This is a genomic window from Paenibacillus periandrae (assembly GCF_022458865.1).
In the GTDB taxonomy this organism is placed as follows: domain Bacteria; phylum Bacillota; class Bacilli; order Paenibacillales; family NBRC-103111; genus Paenibacillus_S; species Paenibacillus_S periandrae.
In genome coordinates, this window is the sequence record NZ_JAJNMU010000001.1 from 428,616 (window position 1) to 449,398 (window position 20,783).

Here is a 20,783-nt window from a genome sequence, read left to right on the forward strand (position 1 = left end):
GTCATATGTGCTTTCTATGGTGCAATTCAGGTCTTTATAACGGTTTACAACGCAAAAAGCCTTCAAGATTTAACAATCGGTCAGCATAGCTTCCCCAATGCTCATCTTGAAAGCCTTTTGATCATATCTTATTACTCGCCCTTAACGTAAGGAATTGTCAAGGGACCCAGAGGCAGCACAGCAACACTCATAGATTCACCATATTTGTGCGCAAGCTGCTGCAGCGTATCATCGATATTAGCGGACGGCTTCAGCATCGCTTGTTCGATCAGCCCATCGGGCAGTGAGGAACGCACATATACATCAGCCCACACCTGCACAACAGCCTGCTTTTGTACCTGCCATTGATCAAATTGGGAGAACGAAGGATCATTGATCAGCTCCAAAATCTCCTGCGGCGTCTTACGCAGCTGTAATATACCTGCATAATTGCCATGATCCGGTATCCCATCCGAGCATTCGGAGGCAACAATAATCGTCCCGCCCTGCTTGACAATTTTGTGCGCCGCACTCATTCCTTTGACGGCCTGATACAGATTCTGATCCAGTGGATAGCCCGAATTGGAGGTAATGACAACATCAAAACGCTGCTCAACCGGAACCATCGCATGCTCCTTGGCAAAAGCACAGCCCTGCTTATGGGCTTCGAACAGCTCCCCGGCAAATACCTGCGTAATTTCCTTGTCTTTGTTCAGCGCAACATTCAGCATGAATTCAGGCTTGCACAAGCGATTAACCTCGCCAGCCATCTCCTGTAAAGGATTGCGCTCCATATTCCCCCAGGTTGCGAGCGGGTCCCCGATCATCCGCGCATTATGGAAGGTCAGGATCGTCTCGATTCCTGCTATTCCAGGCATAATTCCTTTGGGTCCACCGGAAAATCCGGCAAAAAAGTGCGGCTCGATAAATCCGGTTACAATTCGAAAGTCCGCTTCCACGTACTCCTTGTTCAAATACGCATCACAGCCGAACGAAATTCGCCCCAGGTTGACCAACTCATCCTTGTTGTGACAATGATGGTTAATAACTCTAACCTTATCGACGATTTCCCCGCCCAGCATCTGCACGAATTCTTCCCGTGTTTGATCCCGATGCGTGCCCGTCCCATTAATAATGACGAATTGCTCTGCCGGTACATGGGCAAGCTCCTCAATCAGCCAAGGAACCAGCTTATGATTCGGTGTGGGCCTTGTAATATCGCTGATCACGATAGCCACTTTATCCGTCGCTTTCACCATCTCACGCAGGGGAGGTGCGCCAATCGGATGCTGCAACGCCTCCATGACAGCAGCCTTATCATCCTGCAAGCCCTCCAGGTGCGAAGGTTCAATGATTTGGGAATGATCAGGCACGTTAATCCGCAAAGCATCTTTTCCATATTGTAAAAAGGTTTCCATCCTTCATCACGCCTTTACACTCGTATAGGCCAAGTAGAGCCGTGAACACCATCCAGCCTCGACCATTCAGCTTAAACTCGCTTATTCGTATATTTTATATAAAGCCTGTGTGCCGCTGTTTTCTTCTCCAAGCGCTTGCAGCTGTTCATACAACGATTTAGCCAGCTTGAGACCGTGTGTTTGCAGACCCATCTCTTCAGCTGAATCAATAGCAATTCCCATATCTTTAATAAAGTGCTTCACGAAAAATCCAGGTTCAAAGTCGCCTTTAATAATTCTCGGTCCCAGGTTGCTCAGTGACCAGCTGCCCGCAGCACCCGATTCAATGCTCTTAAGCACAGTGGACGGATCAAGACCCGCCTTTTTCGAATAAATCAAGGCTTCACAAACACCCATCATATTCGAAGCGATCGCAATTTGATTGGACATTTTCGTATGCTGACCTGCACCTGCTTGTCCTTGATAGACGATATTTTTGCCCATCACTTCAAATACAGGCAAAACTGCGTCAAATACATCCTGCTCACCGCCAACCATAATCGATAATCTGGCTTCACGAGCACCCACATCGCCACCGGAAACTGGAGCATCCAGGGAGAAGCATTGGACTTTTTTCGCTTCCTGCTCGATCCTTTTGGCAAGTGAAGGACTGGAGGTCGTCATATCAATGAGGTAAGTGCCTGATTGTGCATGACGGAGAATACCTTGCTCGCCCAAATACACTTCTTCAACATCGCTTGGAAACCCAACCATCGTGATCACAACGTCAACCTCACGGGCCAAAGCTCCCGGTGTTTCCTGCCATACTGCGCCAGCTTCCACCAATTCATCGGTTTTCGATTTGGTTCTGCTGTACACATGCAGCTTATATCCTGCATTCATTAAATTTTTGACCATGCTTTGACCCATGACACCCGTACCAATGAAGCCGATTGCAGCACCTTGTTTAATTGAACCCATATCCAAATTCCTCCTTTGTAACATTCTTCTCTATTTTAATAGAAGTTGACATCAGATGGTAGCGACATTTATTGTTTTTGCCAAAAGTGCTGCAGGATATCAAAAAATGTCTTGTTATTATCGGTACTTCGAGCTAAATGCAGCGCCAAGCATCAAAATGTGTCTACCTCGATATCGATCACTAGCTCAAGTCCTATCGACAAAATCCGAGTTATCACAAATATGAACAAAAAAAAGACGACCTGCGCGGCCGTCCACTTTATATTTCAACTGCTGATTGCTTGCCTGCCAGCGCCTAATCTCTCGGCCAGCCAATCGAATGAACGTCGTCCGCTAATCTCATGTCTGCCTTCGAATAAATCAGATAAAAAACGCTCCTGTACACCCATCGAAGCATAAATGCCGCTCACTCGCTCTATCATCACCTCAGTCGCATCGACCGGGAATAACGGATCGCTAATACCTGACTCAATAAATAAGGCTCGCGGCGCGATCAATCCGATCAATTCCGGCATTTCCGCATGCAATAAAATACCAGGAATGTAATTATCCAGGCAATGCCGCCTCGATAAAATACTGCGCTTATACGTATTGCTGTATCCGCAAATAACAGCAGCCTGAATCCGTTGATCCAATGCCGCAGACAACGAGGCAACCATACCACCGCCCGATAAGCCCATACATCCGATTCTGGAGGCATCTACATCTGTTCGTGTCGTCAAATAGTCCGCTGAACGAATGGCCTCATACCCTCTCAGTCCGGCAATCGTTTTACCTGCCAGCAGCAGTGCAGCGGCAATCGGAAAGCACGAGTTCGGCGTGTCCGGGTTCTGTTCGGTATCCCAGGTCAGCTTACGGTCACCGAAGCCGACAATCTCGGGTGCGATGACGATCATCCCTCTTCGGCACAGCTCCAGAGCAAAATGACGATGAATCCCCAAAACGCCGGTATCCTCTGAACCATCAGGCAGAAGTCCGACAACCTCCCGGCTGCCATAGCCATGTCCATGCCAGGCCAGAACCGCAGGAAACGGTCCATTGCCATGCTTCTTCGGGATCAGCACATAGGCCGGAACCCGCAGTCCATCAGCAGACGAATACTCAACGCGTTCCCGGATAACATCACCCAGATCGGTGCTTTCCAGAATTACAGGATCAAGCGCAGGCTGTGTGCCATCCAACGCTTCGAAGGAGCCAAGAGCTGTTGCAAGCTTATTGCGAAGCTGCTCCTGGCCCTGAGAATCACTGCCATTCCTCTTGCGTATGGCTTCCGTCTCTGCATACAGCTTTTCCAAATACAAATCAGGCTTCCAGATGAAAGACAACTCCTTCCATGACACACTACTTTTAGCAACTCATAGTGTATGATTTTCCTTCACCTATTCAGTATGCTAAAGAATACCGTTCATTTCAACACAAGTCAGCACAAATGCACCTACGCCATGCAGATCATTTTCGCAAACAGGTCTTGTCATGTAATTCGTATAGTCTCCCGCTGATGTACCGATGCAAATATCCGGCATAACAAAACGTCCCTGCTCATCGAACTTCATCCGGTTAACCAAACCTTGATAACCATGCTTAGCTGCCTTGGCCAAGCTTCCATCAGTATCTGCATAGCCGTGTTTAATTGCTTTGACAATCGCATATACGAACAAGGCTGAGCCTGAGGTTTCCAACCAATTCTCAGGACGATCACCTTTATCTACAACCTGATACCATAATCCGCTGGCTTCATCCTGATAGCGGGCTAGCGCTGCAGCGAAGTTACCCAACGATGTCGTCAATTGCTCACGCGCCTCATGATTGGCAGGCAAAGCGTCAAGGAAATCAGCCAAGGCCAGTCCATACCAGCCAAGCGATCTGCCCCAGAATTCCGGTGAGCAGCCTGTTTTCGGATTCGCCCAAGGCGTCTGCCTCTTTTCATCCCAAGCATGATACAACAGTCCGGTTGCTTGATCAGTCATATAGGTACGCATTAGCTTCTCTTGATGCAGAGTTTGTTCGATTAATCCGGCTTCACCATACTCGACCTCATATTTGATCGCAAATACGCCGCCCATATACAAGCCATCCAGCCACATTTGGTAGGGATACTTGTCTTTATGCCAGAATCCTCCCTCAGCCGTACGATTCAAGGTACGGAACAGCTGTCGCAGCTTCTCCATCGCAATACGGTAACGAGGCTCCTTGAAATGCTTATCCAGCGTGAACAGCAGCAGGCCCGGTTGGATTGCATCCAGCTCATCGCGGCTGAAATAGAAGTTGCCCTGCTCGTCAATCAGATGATCCACATATGCCTTGGGATACAGCAAATACTTCTCATCCTTCGTTTGCTCCCATAGAGCGAGCATACCCTGCAAAAACACGCCTTGGTGATAATGCCAGCGATTAGCTGGAGGAAGCTCCCCTGGCACAAAGCTGGATACGAGTGAATCGCAGGCCGCTTTGGCCCAATCGATAGGGGTTGCTTCAGTCCGGTTAAATGTAGCGTCGGTAGTGTTCATAATTAGCTCCCTTCGGGTAGTAAGTGAATAATGTATGGAATCGTACAATCAGCCTTTAATCGAACCGAGTAATGCACCTTTGGCAAAATGCTTTTGCAGGAACGGATACACGATCAGCACAGGAATGGTAGCTACCACGATAACAGCCATCTTGATTGTCTGTTCCGGTGGTGCTGCATAACCGTCATCGAAGCCCGAAGAATCTGCACTGAGTCCGCTTGCCAAAATAACAATTTGCCGCAATATAATTTGTACCGGCCACTTCGCATTATCGTTCAAATAGAGAATCGCCGATAAGTACGTATTCCAATAGGTTACCGCATAAAATAGTGAAATCGTCGCAATGGCAGGCATTGACAGCGGAAGCACAATCCGGAACAAAATGCCCCAATCGCTGCAGCCATCCATTTTGGCCGACTCTTCCAGACCGTCAGGGATATTTTGGAAAAAGTTGCGCATAATGATCAAATTAAACGCATTAATAGCAGTCGGTATAATCAAAGCAAAATAGGAATCGATTAAACCCATGTTTTTTACAGTAATAAAGGTTGGAATTAATCCGCCATGAAACAGCATCGTAAACACGACCATGAACATGATCACTTTCCGTCCATCCAGATCACGTCGAGTCAAGCCATACGCCATCAAGGCCGTTAAAAACATACTAATCACGGTACCGACCGATGTAACTCCGATTGAAACCCCCAACGAACGCAGAATCGTATTCGTCGAGAAAATGTATTTGTAAGCATTCAACGAAAAGACGGTCGGAAAGATAACAAATTGTCTGGCCGCCATCTCCTCGGCAGTCGTGAACGATCCCGCTACCACGTGAATGAACGGCAGAATCATCACCAGAGCTATAATAGCCAAAAGTCCGTAATTTATCACATCAAACAAGCGACTGCTCATCGATTTATCTTGCTGCATAAGGCTCTGTCTCCTTTCCATGTTGACTTAATAAATGCCATCCTCGCCGGCTTTTTTGGCTAATTTGTTAGCGCTCATCACGAGAATCAGGCCGATAATCGATTTGAAGAATCCGACAGCGGTACTGAAGCTGTATTGTCCTTGCTTCAAGCCGGCGGTATACACATACGTATCAAAAATCTCTGCCACTTCACGGTTAGCTGAGTTTAACAGCAAGTAGACCTGTTCAAACCCTAGCTCCAGCACATCACCGATTTTCAGAATGAGCAGCACGATAATAACTCCGCGTACCGAAGGAATCGTAATATGCCATATTTGACGCAGACGTCCGGCACCATCCATTTTGGCCGCTTCATACAAACCAGGATCGATCGCCGCCATCGCCGCCAAATAAATAATCGTTCCCCAGCCCGCTTCACGCCAGATTACCTGTAAAATGTACGTAGGCCGGAACCATGAGGCGTTAAGTAAAAAGTTAATTTTTTCGTATCCCGCCGCTACCAGTAATTCATTAATGATCCCCCGATCCATCGAGAGCATAACGAATGTAATCGACACGATAATGACCCAGGACATAAAATGCGGTATATAAACCAACGTTTGCACGGTGCGTTTAAAGCCGCTGTGCCGCACTTCATTAAGCATTAAGGCCAGTAAAATCGGCACCGGGAAAAAGAACAATAAATTCATCCCGAATAAAATCAAAGTATTGGCCAGTATTCTAAAAAACGCCGGCTCCTCAAAAAGTCGCTGGAAGTTGTCGAATCCAACCCATTTACTCCCGGCAATTCCCAGATAAGGCTTGTAATCCTGAAAAGCAATAACGAGTCCCCACATCGGGACGTATTTGAAAATGATAAAAAACAGGAACCCCGGTAAGATCATCAGGTAGATCGCTCTATTTTTGATAACTCGCTGCAAAAGGCTCGAGCTTGATTTCGGTTTGATTTGGACTTGATTGGAGACAATTGTGTCATTCATCGCAGGTTCCTCCTTCCTTTAATACAACAAGCACGGGAGCCATCCTCAGACCGGAAGGCCCCCAGCTTCATAGAGAATTAACGTTTAAATTATTTCTTGGCTTTCTGATAGGCAGCTGTGTATTCCTCGATAATTTTGTCTCCGCCTTCTTTTTTCCATCTGTCTACTTCTTTTTGGAAGCCGGCTTCGTCAATCTTCCCAATAATAAAGTTATAGGTTGCGTCCTTGATAATATCCTGCAGACGAACACCCTTCTCAGTGTAGGTTTTGGAATCCAGAGGTGCAGTTGGATCATTAATAAGAATTTTGTTATTGTCGACAATCAGATCCTCAGCTTTTGCTTTGGCATCATAAGTAAAGTAGCCTGTCAGCATACCATTCGTGCTTTGTCCACCAATCAGTGTAGCCTGATAAGGCTTCACATCGCGGTCAGTCATTTTGGAATCCTCGGAAACTTGGGCTTTACCATCCTTCAACGTGTAGTGCTTGCCTTCAATACCGTAGTAAATCAGGTTCGTTAATTCCGGACTCATCATTTTGTCATAGAACGTCAGAATGCCCTTGAGCTCTGCTTCTGTTTTTACAGCGGATTTCGGGAAGAATACGGCTGAGCCGTAGCCAGGAATGGACCAAATGCCGGTTTTGCCGTCCGGACCTGTCAGACGATTAGCCACATCAAGCTTGGAATCCTTATTTGTCATTTTTTGGTTCAGGGAAATAACATCGGCCATCGAGCCAATATAAACGCCCGCTTTACCGGTTTGGAACAGATTTTGTTGGTCGGTTTTACTTGTAACCGGGAAATCCTGATTGATCAAGCCTTCTTTATGAAGCTTCAAGAAGTATTTCAACGTGTCCATATAGGCAGGATACATAAATTCCGGTATGAGCTTGCCGTCCTTCTCGCCCCAATTGTTAGGTGTACCAAAGTAGGAGGATACCGTTTTGAAGGCTCCGTAGATCAGATCATTACGGTCAGCCAAACCGATCGTATCTTTTTTGCCGTTCTTATCAGGATCGTTTTCTGTGAATGCCTTTAGCATTTTGTAAAGATCATCCGTAGATTTGGGAGCAGCCAGACCAAGATTGTCAGCCCAGTCCTTACGATAAATAACACCTTGGCGTGACAATGGCGTTTCCTGATACAACGCATAAATTTTTCCGTCAACCGATGTGTTGTTCAAAATCGTCGGAAGCAATTTCTTCAAATTCGGATAATCCTTAAGTAGTGGTCCTACCTCCCAGAACTGATTGTTGCGAATGGCATCCTTCAAGAGGATCAGCGAGGCCGGGTTTTTCAAATATAATACCTGCGGCAGTGTGCCTGTCGCCATTGAAGCGTTCATCTTCTCATCGTAGCTGCCATCTGGAACCCATTGAATTTCAAGTTTTGTATTGGTTTTTTCTTCAACCAGCTTTTGGATTGTATCCGTTGGTACCTCTGGAATTTTCAGTGAAGCCATGATTGAAATTTTGGTAGGTCCTGCGGGCGTTGCTGGAGCGGCATTCTTACCATCATTAGCAGCGGGCTGCGTTGAACTGGATGCACATCCAGCCGCTACGGTAAGTGATAATACAGCTGCCATAACCATCGATACTCGTTTATTCATCATTTGTTCGGTCCCCCATTATCATTTGTAAGTGTGATTGTCGCTGAACATTTTCAAGCTGTTTGTGACAGTCTCAGACTATAATCATTAATCCGTTACGTCTATAATCATTGGCTTTGCAGGCTTGCAACATGCTGGTGTGACGCGGTAAAACCTGTTATGTGCATGCTGAATCTGATATAATGATTACTTCTGGCAAAATGATTATTGGAGATACGGCTTGTATTTGTTACTATTACATACAGCTACGATCGGGTACCTGATGCGATCGCACTGCATTCCCGATTCACCGAACCTGCACAAATAATCTCTAGATTACTTATACAACTCTCATAAAGGAGTCGCCGATCTATGAACAAACAAAGCCTGCTGACGAAGCTGATCCTTTTTGGATGTGTCCTCTGCATTGTACCCGTGCTCTTGCTCGGTATGCTTTCCTATATGGAGTCCTCAAGCTCAATTCAGCATCAGGTGAATCAAAGTAATACGCTTATTATGAAGCAAATGAAAGGGAATATCGAACAGGTTTTGAAAACGCTTGATTATACACTCAATCATATGGCGGATTCGACCTTGATGCAGGATGCGCTATTCCGTCAGATGGATTATAACGACTTTCAGCTCTATAATAGCCTCCGTCGTGAGTTTGGGCATATTCAATCGTTCGATATGAAAGTAACGGATGTACTCCTGCTAAATGCGGCCGATAAATGGTTGATTAACAACAACGGCTTATACGAGCTTAATAAATTTAAAGAAACGGAACACCTGCTGAGCTTTATGAATTTACCGAACAATTCAAGCTGGATCCTGCACGAGAACAGCAATCTCGGTTCGCCGGACACGCAAAGCAACAAATGCAGCCATACCGTGATTTTGGTCAAAAAGCTTCCCCTGCTGCTGTCCGATAAAAGAGGCATTCTTTTTGCGCCGATTCCGGTCTGCAGCCTTGCCAGTATGATGGAATCGGATTCGACAGCACGCCACTTTATGATTATGGACCAAAACCATACAATCATGGTTCATCCCGACGAAACCCTGATCGGTAAATCCATTATGGAAACCGGGTATATCAATGAGAACGAGCTTACCCATTTCGCCAATAATAGTGAGCAATTTGAAACCAACACAACTACCGGTTCTTATTCAGTCACCTATGTGAAATCGGATTTAAACAATTGGATCTACGTATCGTTCACGGAAATGAGTCAGTTTACCAAGGAATCACGAGCCATTGGCTGGTTTACCTTGTATGCTTGCCTGCTCATACTCGCCGTATGCGTAATCTTCGTCTGGTACGGAAGCCGAAATATGTATAATCCGATGCGGCGCATTCTTCAAGCGATTTCAGAGGGCCTGCCGGAGTGGAATGCTGTCAAACGTAATGAGTTTCAGGTGATCCAGGAGCATATTCAGCAGCTATTTGCCTCCAACTCGAATCTGAAGGTCGAGATCAACCGGCATTCCCAGCAGGTCCGCAGTTTTTTTCTCATTAATATGTATCAGGACAACGTCGTCAAAACGGAAATCGAAGAGCGACTCCGGGCATATGGTTATGCCGAGCTGATGGATGGCTGGGATCAGATGATTGTCTTGACGCTTCAGATCGATTCTCTGGAGGAAACCCGTTTTACCGCTAATGATCTGGATCTCTTGATGTTTGCCATCAATAATATCGTCGAGGAAATCGTGCCTGCAGAAAACCGATTGACGCCCGTGATTTTTGACCAGACACAGGTCACTCTGATCGGCTTCAAGAGTTCACAGACGGATTCTTTCAAGGACCGTGTTTACCAATTTACTGAATCCATTCAGCAAAATATTCGTACTTATCTCGGTTTATCGATCAGTATTGGTTTAAGTCTGCCTTTTGACAGTGCGAGCAAAAGTGCCCGTGCTTACCGCGAAGGCTTGGAAGCGCTGATGCAGCGGCTCAAGCTCGGACAAGGTATCGTGGTTCCGTATGAAAACCTCAATTCGGGCAAGCATACCTTAATTTACACGTATCCCAAGCAGTTGGAAAATGAACTGATCGAATCCATTAAGCTGGCCGACGAGGAGAAATCGTATGCGCTGCTGAAGCAATGGCTTGTTCAAGTGCTGGGCAAGGATCAGACACCGCAATTATACCAAATTTCGTTGATCAGGCTGCTGAACGATTTAATGATCGTCTCACAGGAATCCGGTATTGCTTTGGTGCAAATTCATCATGAAGGACGTTCGATGCATGAAGAGCTGCTGCAGCTGTATATTAGCGGGGAAATCGAATCCTGGTTCCGCACTCGTATTTTGCAGCCGATGCTGCAAGTGTTCCGTGACCGCGGCGACTCGCAATACCATAATTTATCCGAGCAAATTATTAGCATGATTCATAGTGAATATGATACCGAGCTGACTTTAGACGAATGCGCCCTGCGGCTGCATTATAATGCCTTTTATTTAAGCAGTGTGTTCAAAAAAGAAACCGATATGACGTTCAGCGACTATCTGTTAATGTACCGGTTTCAGATGGCACGCAAATGGTTGATCGAAACCGATATGCCGATCAAGGATATCGCACAAAAACTGCAGTACAATAACCCGCAAAATTTCATTCGCTCCTTCCGCAAGCAGGAGGAAATGACCCCAGGGCAGTACCGCAGCAAGTATGGAAATATCGAAGGATAGCAAGCCAGATTTCCCGTAGAAGAGAAGCATCCACAACCTGTTTTTCCGTAAGATCGTCGGCTGGCACATAAGTAAACGAATGACAAAGGGGTTGGTTCTACAGGCATTAAACAAGCCTATGGACGCCAACACCCCGGCCAGCGGTTACTGCACTATTCGGATCATGGAAGCCAGTACGCCTCCTTGGATTAAGAAGAGCATCTTTGAGTCCTTTCAAAGTGTTGTACAACAACCAACGTATCCATTCTTCGATTGGGTACAACACGCTCCCGATTATGAACGTATGTTCCAAGATCTAGCTATGCCCTCAACTATAGTCTTCCGGGTAGTTAAGTTAAATCTTTCCTTCTTTGATCCAAATTACTATACTATAAGTGCCAAACATAGCCATAATCAGCAAAAAAATCATGCCAAATATCCAAATACTTAGCCGATTTATTTCTCTTATCCCACCTGCCATAGTCACTCAGAGCTTATTTTTTATTATCAATGGCTTTTTTGCGTCTACAATAATGGAAACCATACCAAGTCCTTCGATAGAATTCCTTGAATCAAACCAAAAGGATCTTCCTATCTTCCCATCCACTTCGTTCCAGTAAGTATAATGAAAATCTCCCTTTTCATCACAATATTCCAACAATGATACTTCAAACCCCGCTTTTTCAAATACTTCTACGAATGTTTTTGCGTCATAAACTATTTTGTGAGTTGCCGCCGGATGGTCCGCCGGACCGGGACCACCGACTTGAACCATCTGTTGGTACCGTTCGTTATGGAAATTTTTATCCGGAACGGCACAACGAATGTACCCTCCTGGTTTTAAAAACTCATAACAATGGTTCGCAGCAACAACCCCCTCCTCATAAGTTAAGTGTTCCCACACGTGTTCGGCCAACAGCGCATCAATACTGCCCGGTTTAAATAAAGCGCTCCAACTTTTCAAATAAAGTAAATTTAACTCATCCTCTTGTGTACTGAGCCACCCATCATAGTTTGTTCTTCCTGCACCAATGATAACTTTCATCTAAATACCCCATCCCAATTTCGTATTAATAAATTACAGTGTAGCGCTTGAAAATGAGGATAAGAATGGATTTATGTTGGGTTATATTGATATTTGTATAAAATCATTTATTTTATTAGCATGTAAAAACATAAAAAGGCATTTCTATAAGCCAATCATTCGGAAATGATATCAATAATTTCGTGGTAATTTCTATTGTCTCCGGTTAGCCCCTGAACTTCCAAACTCCCTTCCCTCTCGTCGAACAGGAACTTATATATATAATCATAAGTGGAATGAAAATCCGGATTGACGTAATGCACATTTATAATGAATGCATCTCCATCCCAATATCCTTTCGCTTTATAATTTCCAGTTTCTCGATATTCGTTATCCAGTCCGATTGATATATCTACGGTTTCGGCTCCCAAAATTTTCTTAAATACAGCTACATCACTCTTATTAGAAAAGTTAAGCGTAAATGCACTAAAATCAAGACCCGTTTTCTTTACCATATAAGTCCTTCCACTAATCTCGTTAGCGATCATCGGAAGCTGAGGAATAGGCATTTTGGAAGAGCTGGCCAGACGTACTTGTTCTTTCATTTGCTGGTTACCTTCCGCATTAAATGGAAGGGCTTGTTCGGATACGGCGGCGCTTTTAATACGAGAGAATATTTTGTTTGTCTCTATCATGGGGTCAGTATCCAAAATGTCACTTGTCATTACAACGACAAGATTTTTCTCAGGCGATACAAAAATTCCCTGTCCAAAAGAACCACTCGCGTAAAAATAATCTTGACCACCCCACCATTGATATCCATATTTAAAACCATTGGTGTTCGTCATTGTTGTTGATTCTGATATCCATTTAGCAGGTACTACCTGTTTTCCATTTAATAAGCCATTATTGGCATAGAGATAGCCGATTTTTGCCATATCTTCCGGGATTAGCTGAAGCCCTGTCCCTCCGTCGCTAACCCCTTGCTTATCAGCCGCCCATTGGAAATTTGTAATGTTGAGCGGTCCGAATAATTTTTCCATAGCATATTCTTTTAAATTTATCCCGATTCTTTTTTGAATCATAGCGGATAGCAGATGGGAAGCCCCCGTATTATAATTGAAGGAAGTACCGGGAGCACTTGACATGGGCTGGTTAAGGATAAATTGAACTTGATTAGGATTCTCCATCATCTGGCTGACAATGTTGTTGTTTCCGTAAGGCACTTGCGTTTCCGGCCAATCTAATCCACTCTGCATCGTCAGTAAATCTTTCACGGTAATCGCGGCTTTATTCAAATCCGTATTGTTTTTGCTTTCCTCCGGAAAGGAATTCAGAACTTTTTGATCTGTGCCTTTGAGGGCACCCTCATTGATGGCAATCCCCGTTAATGCTGAAGTAATACTTTTCGTCACGGAATGGACTTGATAAAATACGCCATCACCTTCTTGGTAAGGAGCAAAATAGGTGCTAAGTACAAGGTAACCATTACGCACGATAAGTAAGGAGTGAATATTGGTATGCTGGATTTGGATAGTTTTGAGGACATCAGCCAACTCAGCAGAATGAATACCTTGCTCTTCGGGAGTAGAGGTTCTCCATTTACCACCTTCCCAAGGAACCGGACTCGTTTCGGGCACCGTTTTTTTAACTGGTAACAAGTAAGCGAAAGGGACGAATGAAAGCAAGGTAACAAGAATAATGCCTATGGGAATCCAAAGTTTTTTAACACCAGTTAAATCCTTTAAAATCATATATACCCTCCCTCAAATTCCTTTTATAGGATAATTATATCATTATTTGTTTTCCTTCAACAAAACTGTCCGTTATCGTATCTCAGTATAAAAGGAATACCCACAGCCTGAACACCTTTTTTAAAAGTGTCTAGTCTATGGGTATCAGTGTAAACATCTGACAAGGACTTTTTGCATGAAGCTGCAGCTGTACCAAGAGCATCTACAAATTGTGAGCAACTCGGTCCGCCTGTTATTTTACGCTGGCGGTCGGGTCATCCATGGTTGCATCTGCCTCGCTATCGTTAGAATAAGCAACCTTTTCCTCGTGAATAATGGCAAGCTGGCCCTCACTGACACCTATAGCAATCCGCGAGCCGTCCAGGATGCTGCCAGCCACAATCTCACGAGCCAATTTGGTTTCCAAAAATCGCTGAATATAGCGTTTCAATGGCCTTGCGCCATACATAGGATCATAGCCTTCAACCGCAATATGAAAACGGGCTTCGTCCGTCAAGCGCAGTTCAATCCGCCGTTCACTAAGGCGCTGCTCCAAGCCATATACAAGCTTGCTGACGATTTGCTCCACATCATGAAGCGATAACGGCTTGAACAGGACAACATCATCAATCCGGTTCAAAAATTCAGGACGGAAATGCTGCCTCAGCTCACGGAAGACGGCTTCCTGCGCTTGTTTTGCAATATTTCCGTTGTCATCTGCACCATCGAGCAAATAAGCAGACCCGATATTGGAGGTCAGGATCACAATCGTGTTTTTGAAATCAACGACTCTGCCCTGAGAGTCGGTCAACCGGCCATCATCAAGCAGCTGCAGCAGCGAGTTGAATACTTCAGGGTGCGCCTTCTCGATCTCATCAAACAGCAGCACGGAATAAGGCTGTCTGCGCACCGCTTCTGTGAGCTGTCCGCCCTCCTCGTAGCCGATGTAACCGGGAGGAGCTCCAATCAGTCGGGATACCGAATGCTTTTCCATGTATTCCGACATATCAATCCGAATGATTCGGTCCTCATTGTCGAACAAAGCTTCAGCCAATGCTTTGGCTAATTCTGTTTTACCGACGCCAGTAGGTCCCAGAAACAGAAACGAGCCGATAGGTCGATTCGGGTCCTTTAATCCGGCCCGCGCGCGCAGCACAGCATCGGAAACCAGATTAACGGCCTCATCCTGGCCGACAACCCTCTTATGCAGCAGCTCCTCCAGACGGAGCAGCTTTTCCCTCTCGCCTTCAACGAGGCGGCTGACCGGTATACCGGTCCAGAGCGCAACGATTCCGGCAATTTCCTCCTCCGTAACTTCCTCACGCAGCAGACGATGGTCCGTGTTCGCCCGCGCCTCCTCCTCCGCCTGCTTCACACGTTTTTCCAGCTCGGGTATACGCCCGTAGCTCAGCTCTGCGGATTTTTCAAGATCATAACGATCCTCAGCCTCCTGCAGCTGCATCCGGAGCTGCTCCAATTCCTTACGAAGCCTTTGGATGCCTTGAATGGTTTCTTTTTCATTTTCCCATTTGGCTTTCAGCGTGTTATGCCGATCTTTTAAATCCGCAAGCTCCTTCTGAAGCACCCTCAGTCTGTCCTGACTTGCTGCATCGGTTTCCTTGCGCAGAGCAGCTTCCTCGATCTCGAGCTGCATCATCCGCCGCGTTACCTCATCCAGCTCCGTCGGCATCGAGTCAATCTCGGTACGTATCATCGCGCAGGCTTCATCAATCAGATCGATAGCTTTATCCGGCAGAAAGCGGTCAGATATATAGCGATTCGATAAAACACCAGCAGCCACGAGTGCATTATCATGGATTTTCACACCGTGATACAGCTCAAAGCGATCCTTCAGACCACGCAATATCGATATCGTGTCCTCCACATCCGGCTCGCTGACAAGCACCTGTTGAAAACGACGCTCAAGCGCCGGGTCCTTCTCGATATATTGACGATATTCATCCAATGTGGTTGCACCGATACAGTGAAGCTCGCCACGCGCAAGCATCGGCTTCAGCATATTGCCTGCATCCATCGCGCCTTCGGTTTTACCCGCTCCCACTATCGTATGCAGTTCGTCGATAAAGAGCAGAATGCGCCCCTGACTTTCCTTGACCTCGTGAAGTACAGCCTTCAAACGTTCCTCAAATTCTCCGCGGTATTTGGCGCCGGCCACGAGTGAGCTCATATCCAGTGAAAAAATCGTTTTGTCGAGCAGGCCGTCCGGGACATCACGTTTGACAATACGTTGGGCAAGACCCTCAACGATCGCTGTTTTACCAACTCCGGGTTCACCGATCAGGACCGGATTATTTTTGGTTTTACGCGAGAGAATACGAATGACACGACGTATTTCGGCGTCTCGCCCAATTACAGGATCTACCTTGCCTGTCCGCACCTCGGCAACGAGATCACGGCCATATTTGCTCAGCGCTTCATAGGTTGCTTCCGGCTCCTGACTCGTTACACGCTGATGGCCACGAACCTCGGACAATGCCTTCAATAGCGTCTCGCGCGTCACACCGAAGGAACGAAACAGTCCCCCGGCTTCCTGCTTATCTTCAAGAAGTGCGAGCAATAAATGCTCAATCGACAAATAGTCATCGTTCAGTAATTTGGCTTCCTTTTCTGCATCCTGTATAACCCGGTCAAAAGCAGGAGATAAATAATTACGCATCGTGTCCGTACCGGTTCCACTTACTCTCGGCTTACGGCCAAGCTGCTCCTCCAAACGGGTGCGGAACGCTTCCATAGGCACATTCAGTTTTTGCAGCAGCCGCGGCGCAAGTCCTTCCTGCTGATCCAGCAGTGCCCATAACAGATGGGTCAAACCAATTTCCTGGTGCTTCCGTGATATCGCCGTCTGCTGAGCTGCGATAATGGCTTCCTGCGCTTTTTGTGTAAAACGATTAAAATCCATGTTGTTTCCCCCATTCATCTAGTCATAAATTTAGGCTCGAAGGCTTGCTCTTGTGCAAGCTCGCGATACAGCTGCTGCACCTTCTCCGAGCTTGCCTTAGGTACCGCCACCTGTACAGTGACATACAAATCCCCGAAGCTGCCATCCGGCTTGCGCAAGCCTTTACCGGTAACCCGCAGCTTTTGCCCTGTGCTGATTCCGGCCGGCACCTTAACATTAAGCATGCCGCCATCCGGCAGCTTGACCTTCGCTTCAGTACCGAGCGCCACGTGCCAAGGAGCAGTCTCAAGTCGGGCAGACAGATTAAAGCCGTCTACGGCAAATACAGAATCAGGCTTGAATTTGAGCGTAATGTACAGGTCGCCTTTGCTGCCATTCCTATAGGTTCCACCCATACCCTTGAGACGAATACGCTGTCCATCACTTATGGATGCAGGCAGCGTAACGCCAATCTCCTTGCCTTGAACCTGTACCCTGACCTTGCCGCCCTTTATAATTTCCTCTAAAGTAAGAAGCAATGACGCCTCTTCATCCACTTGCTCTGAACCAAATCTGTCCTCGTTCGTAAAAAAACCACCACCCGCCGGGCCGCCACGACCAGCAGCTCCGCCAAAAAATTGGCTGAACAGATCACCGTAATCATTTTCTCCAGTCTGAAAGGTGGCACCTCCAGATGCGCCTCCCCAGTGCTGTCCATTGAAATTAAAGCCGCCCGCTTGTCCAAAGTCTTCATAGCCACCTTGCTGGGCACGACCTCGATCCTGCCAGCTCTCGCCGTATTGGTCGTAGTTGGCTCTGGATTCTTCATTGCTCAGGACCTCGTAAGCTTCCTGGATTTCCTTGAATTTCTTTTCTGCTTCAGGGCTTTTATTCACATCGGGATGATAAGTTTTGGCCATTTTTTTATGGGCTTTTTTAATTTGTTCCTTTGTCGCCTTACGGTCAACACCGAGTATCTTATAGAAATCCTTGGTAGGGCTCATAGTCTTCACTCCCTATATCGAATTGGTCAATAAAGGTCAAACCAGATTTATTAAAAAGGGCACGATTGAACGGTTACAGTAACCATTAATGTGCCCCAAATCGCTGTATTTACAATATCCTTATGGTTACCCGCAAGCCTGCAACCGCTACTCTCAGTTTATCTAACTTTCTGGTATATGTTCATTATAAGCTGTCTTGACTAAAGAATCAAAAGCGATTATCGGCTGTATTTCTCAAAATAGACCGGTTTTCCGGTAAAATGATTGCCAAATCATGGACTTTCTGTTTCTTTGACCTTCTTTGACCTTAAAGATCTTCAATTAGCTTCCTTTAACTCTTACCGCTCTTTCACCACACCTTTAGCTTTCACTATAATAGGCACGAAGTTCAATATCCTGATTGTAATTGCCGAAGCCTTCGCCGAACAGGGTCAGCCCGCCTACGTGCTCAGAATCTTCCTCCACGGCAAATCTCAGCGTCCAGAACTTTTTGTGCAGGCTTAAGGAATCGACTGTGACGTCTGATATTTGTCTTCCATCGATATAAGTCCCTTTGTGGTCAATTCGAATGACTTTGAGTAATCCATACTGATTGACATTTCTCTGCCACCAGGATGGTGTGAACCGACCTCGGGTATGCCCGTAATCTCCAGGGCTCGTCCATTCTCCCAGGCATATTCCATTTAAGTAAAAACGGATATCGGAAGGCCAATGCTCATTGATACCAGGTGCTTCCGAAGAAATTTCCATGGAGATTTCAATCTCCTCCAACTTCTGAGTTTGCTGTGAATAATTAGGAACCGTATACTCCACAAACCCTTTACTAAACCACAAAATCCGGGCATGCATCCGCTCAGGGTCCAGAAAATAACGCGGATCATCATATTGTCCTATATTTTGCTTTTGTGTAGCCAATCCACATGTGGGATATACGTCAAAGGCTGTATAATGGCCTATCGGTATGTTCGCTTCATGGTAGCTTCTTTCTTCTACTGGCGCCTCACCCGGAAGTACTATCTCAATGCCTTGAACAGCAAGCGAGCATATTTTGTGAGTACCTCCCTGCTTGCGAACCATTCGGGTCGTTATCAACCCACCCTTTTCGAGCTTCTTGACGTGCATGGTGACAATAGCGCTGCTCAGATTCAAACTTGCAGCAAGTTCCTTTACGTTCATTGGCTGTTCCCCCAGCAGCTCCAGAATATGCAGCCGCACACTACTTGCCAACGCCTCATAGAGCGCAAGCCATTTGGTATCCGTATTTATTTTTAACATAAGAGCCTCCTTCGTATAAACAATCACTATAATTAATATATATATTATTTCAATAAAATCAAGAAAATTTGAAAAATAAACATTGATATTCCTTTTACATACGTGTTAAATTGATATCAGAAAGAACATAGTTTATTTAAATTAATAATTATATTAATCAAAAAGGAAGTGTTACAGATCATGTCCCAACACAAAGCAACCATGATTATTGACAAGGATTTTATTATTGGCGCAATTGACAATCGCATCTACGGTTCATTCATCGAGCACCTTGGCCGTGCCGTATATGGAGGCATTTATGAGCCAGGGCATCCTGAAGCGGATGAAAAAGGCTTTCGTCAAGATGTGCTTTCTTTGATTCAGCAGCTTCAGGTACCGATTGTTCGCTATCCCGGCGGCAATTTCGTATCAGGTTATGATTGGAAGGACGGAATCGGACCCAAGGAATTGCGCAAAAGCAGGCTGGAGCTGGCCTGGAGAACGATTGAACCGAATCAGTTCGGTTTGAATGATTTTGTGGAATGGGCTCAAAAAGCTCAAACCGATGTCATGTGGGCAATTAATCTGGGCACCCATGGTGTCGATGAAGCGCGCAATATCGTGGAATATTCGAATCATGCCTCCGGTACATATTGGAGTGATTTGAGAAGAAGCCACGGCTATGAGCAGCCCCATCAAATTAAAACCTGGTGCCTGGGCAATGAAATGGATGGTCCTTGGCAAATCGGTCACAAGACGGCAACCGAGTATGGCCGTGTCGCTGCCGAATCCGCAAAGGTCATGAAATGGGTCGATCCAACGATTGAGCTCGTAGCGTGCGGCAGCTCAAGTCGGACGATGCCTACCTTCCCGGAATGGGAAGCTACTGTGCTTGATCATACGTATGATCACGTTGAATACTTATCGATGCATACCTATTATGGCAATAAAAAGAACGATACACCAACATTCCTTGCACGTTCGTTGGAAATGGATGACTTCATTAAAACAATTATAGCTACAAGCGACTATATCAAAGCCAAAAAGCGCAGCAAAAAAACGATGTATCTCTCGTTTGATGAATGGAATGTCTGGTATCACTCCAATGAGGCTGATAAGAAGCGCGACCCATGGCAAATCGCTCCTCCACAGCTTGAGGATATTTATACGATGGAGGACGCGTTGGTTGTTGGATGTATGCTTATCAGTTTATTGAAACATGCCGACCGTGTCAAAATGGCCTGCCTTGCGCAGCTGGTCAACGTCATTGCACCGATTATGACGGAAACAGGCGGTAAAGCGTGGATGCAAACGATTTTCTTCCCTTATATGCATGCATCGGTATATGGGAGAGGCAATGCGTTGGTTCCGTTAATTCATTCGCCGAAATACGATACAAGCGAGATCACCGATGTCCCTTACCTCGAAGCTGTAGCTGTGCATAATGAGGAAGCGCAGGAGGTTACGGTATTTGCTGTCAACCGTGATTTGGAGCATCCACTCCCGCTTGAGCTTGATCTTCGCAGCTTTGGAGCCAACAGCCGTCTGATCGAGCATATCGTTCTGGAGAATCCTGATCTCAAGGCGCGCAACACTGCTGACGATTCAACTGCAGTTGCACCGCATAACCGCGGCAATGCCGTGGTGAATGGTTCCGGCTTGACGGCTCAATTGACAAAGGCTTCATGGAATGTGATTCGTATCAGCGTGCAAGCAAAGTAAACATCACAAGCAGCGGCACTAAGCAGTCGAGTGCTTAATCCGCAAGTAGATAACTGGTTATTTATAAGTTAGGGGCTGCCGCAATCCGTGCAGTCCCTATTTCAAATTCCCGGATT

General features: G+C 46.0%; 15 protein-coding genes. 3 read left to right on the forward strand and 12 right to left on the reverse strand.

From position 1 onward, the window contains the following. Window positions 1–131: 131 nt before the first annotated feature. The 7 genes from larA to LRL21_RS02045 form a co-directional block, all read right to left on the reverse strand. Entirely contained in the window at window positions 132–1,397 is a 1,266-nt protein-coding gene (gene larA, locus LRL21_RS02015) for a nickel-dependent lactate racemase (protein WP_240414078.1), read from the reverse strand. A gap of 81 nt (window positions 1,398–1,478) precedes the next feature. Continuing rightward, the gene (locus LRL21_RS02020; protein WP_240414079.1) at window positions 1,479–2,357 is read right to left on the reverse strand and encodes an NAD(P)-dependent oxidoreductase; all 879 of its coding nucleotides are present in this window, start codon (window positions 2,355–2,357) and stop codon (window positions 1,479–1,481) included. Between the two features lie 266 nt (window positions 2,358–2,623). Next, window positions 2,624–3,697 (reverse strand): alpha/beta hydrolase family protein, encoded by a 1,074-nt coding sequence (locus LRL21_RS02025; protein ID WP_338044565.1) that lies wholly within the window; start codon window positions 3,695–3,697, stop codon window positions 2,624–2,626. A gap of 51 nt (window positions 3,698–3,748) precedes the next feature. Next, window positions 3,749–4,864 carry a glycoside hydrolase family 88/105 protein gene (locus LRL21_RS02030; protein WP_240414080.1) on the reverse strand — a complete coding sequence of 372 codons (1,116 nt, stop codon included), beginning with the start codon at window positions 4,862–4,864 and terminating at the stop codon, window positions 3,749–3,751. 48 nt (window positions 4,865–4,912) lie between these two features. After that, window positions 4,913–5,794, reverse strand: a complete 882-nt coding sequence (locus LRL21_RS02035) for a carbohydrate ABC transporter permease (protein WP_240414081.1) — start codon at window positions 5,792–5,794, stop codon at window positions 4,913–4,915. 27 nt (window positions 5,795–5,821) lie between these two features. Further along, the gene (locus LRL21_RS02040; protein WP_240414082.1) at window positions 5,822–6,775 is read right to left on the reverse strand and encodes an ABC transporter permease; all 954 of its coding nucleotides are present in this window, start codon (window positions 6,773–6,775) and stop codon (window positions 5,822–5,824) included. An 89-nt stretch (window positions 6,776–6,864) separates the two neighbouring features. After that, window positions 6,865–8,388, reverse strand: coding sequence for an extracellular solute-binding protein (locus tag LRL21_RS02045; RefSeq protein WP_240414083.1), 1,524 nt, complete (start codon window positions 8,386–8,388; stop codon window positions 6,865–6,867). A gap of 348 nt (window positions 8,389–8,736) precedes the next feature. Between LRL21_RS02045 and LRL21_RS02050 the strand changes: the two genes are divergently transcribed. Continuing rightward, entirely contained in the window at window positions 8,737–11,052 is a 2,316-nt protein-coding gene (locus LRL21_RS02050) for an AraC family transcriptional regulator (RefSeq protein ID WP_240414084.1), read from the forward strand. 118 nt (window positions 11,053–11,170) lie between these two features. Next, window positions 11,171–11,482 (forward strand): hypothetical protein, encoded by a 312-nt coding sequence (locus tag LRL21_RS02055; RefSeq protein WP_240414085.1) that lies wholly within the window; start codon window positions 11,171–11,173, stop codon window positions 11,480–11,482. 36 nt (window positions 11,483–11,518) lie between these two features. Here LRL21_RS02055 and LRL21_RS02060 read toward each other — a convergent pair whose 3' ends face one another. From LRL21_RS02060 to LRL21_RS02080, 5 genes are all read right to left on the reverse strand, one after another. Then, the gene (locus LRL21_RS02060; protein ID WP_240414086.1) at window positions 11,519–12,076 is read right to left on the reverse strand and encodes a class I SAM-dependent methyltransferase; all 558 of its coding nucleotides are present in this window, start codon (window positions 12,074–12,076) and stop codon (window positions 11,519–11,521) included. A 155-nt stretch (window positions 12,077–12,231) separates the two neighbouring features. Beyond that, entirely contained in the window at window positions 12,232–13,809 is a 1,578-nt protein-coding gene (locus tag LRL21_RS02065; protein WP_240414087.1) for a serine hydrolase domain-containing protein, read from the reverse strand. 232 nt (window positions 13,810–14,041) lie between these two features. After that, entirely contained in the window at window positions 14,042–16,708 is a 2,667-nt protein-coding gene (gene clpB / locus LRL21_RS02070) for an ATP-dependent chaperone ClpB (RefSeq protein WP_240414088.1), read from the reverse strand. Window positions 16,709–16,722: 14 nt separating this feature from the next. Continuing rightward, a complete protein-coding gene (locus tag LRL21_RS02075) occupies window positions 16,723–17,691 on the reverse strand; it encodes a DnaJ C-terminal domain-containing protein (RefSeq protein ID WP_240414089.1) in 969 nt (322 codons plus the stop codon). Between the two features lie 360 nt (window positions 17,692–18,051). Continuing rightward, entirely contained in the window at window positions 18,052–18,966 is a 915-nt protein-coding gene (locus LRL21_RS02080) for an ArsR/SmtB family transcription factor (protein ID WP_240414090.1), read from the reverse strand. A 180-nt stretch (window positions 18,967–19,146) separates the two neighbouring features. Here LRL21_RS02080 and arfA point away from each other — a divergent pair, with 180 nt between their 5' ends. Further along, a complete protein-coding gene (arfA, locus tag LRL21_RS02085; RefSeq protein ID WP_240414091.1) occupies window positions 19,147–20,667 on the forward strand; it encodes an arabinosylfuranosidase ArfA in 1,521 nt (506 codons plus the stop codon). Window positions 20,668–20,783 lie beyond the last annotated feature (116 nt).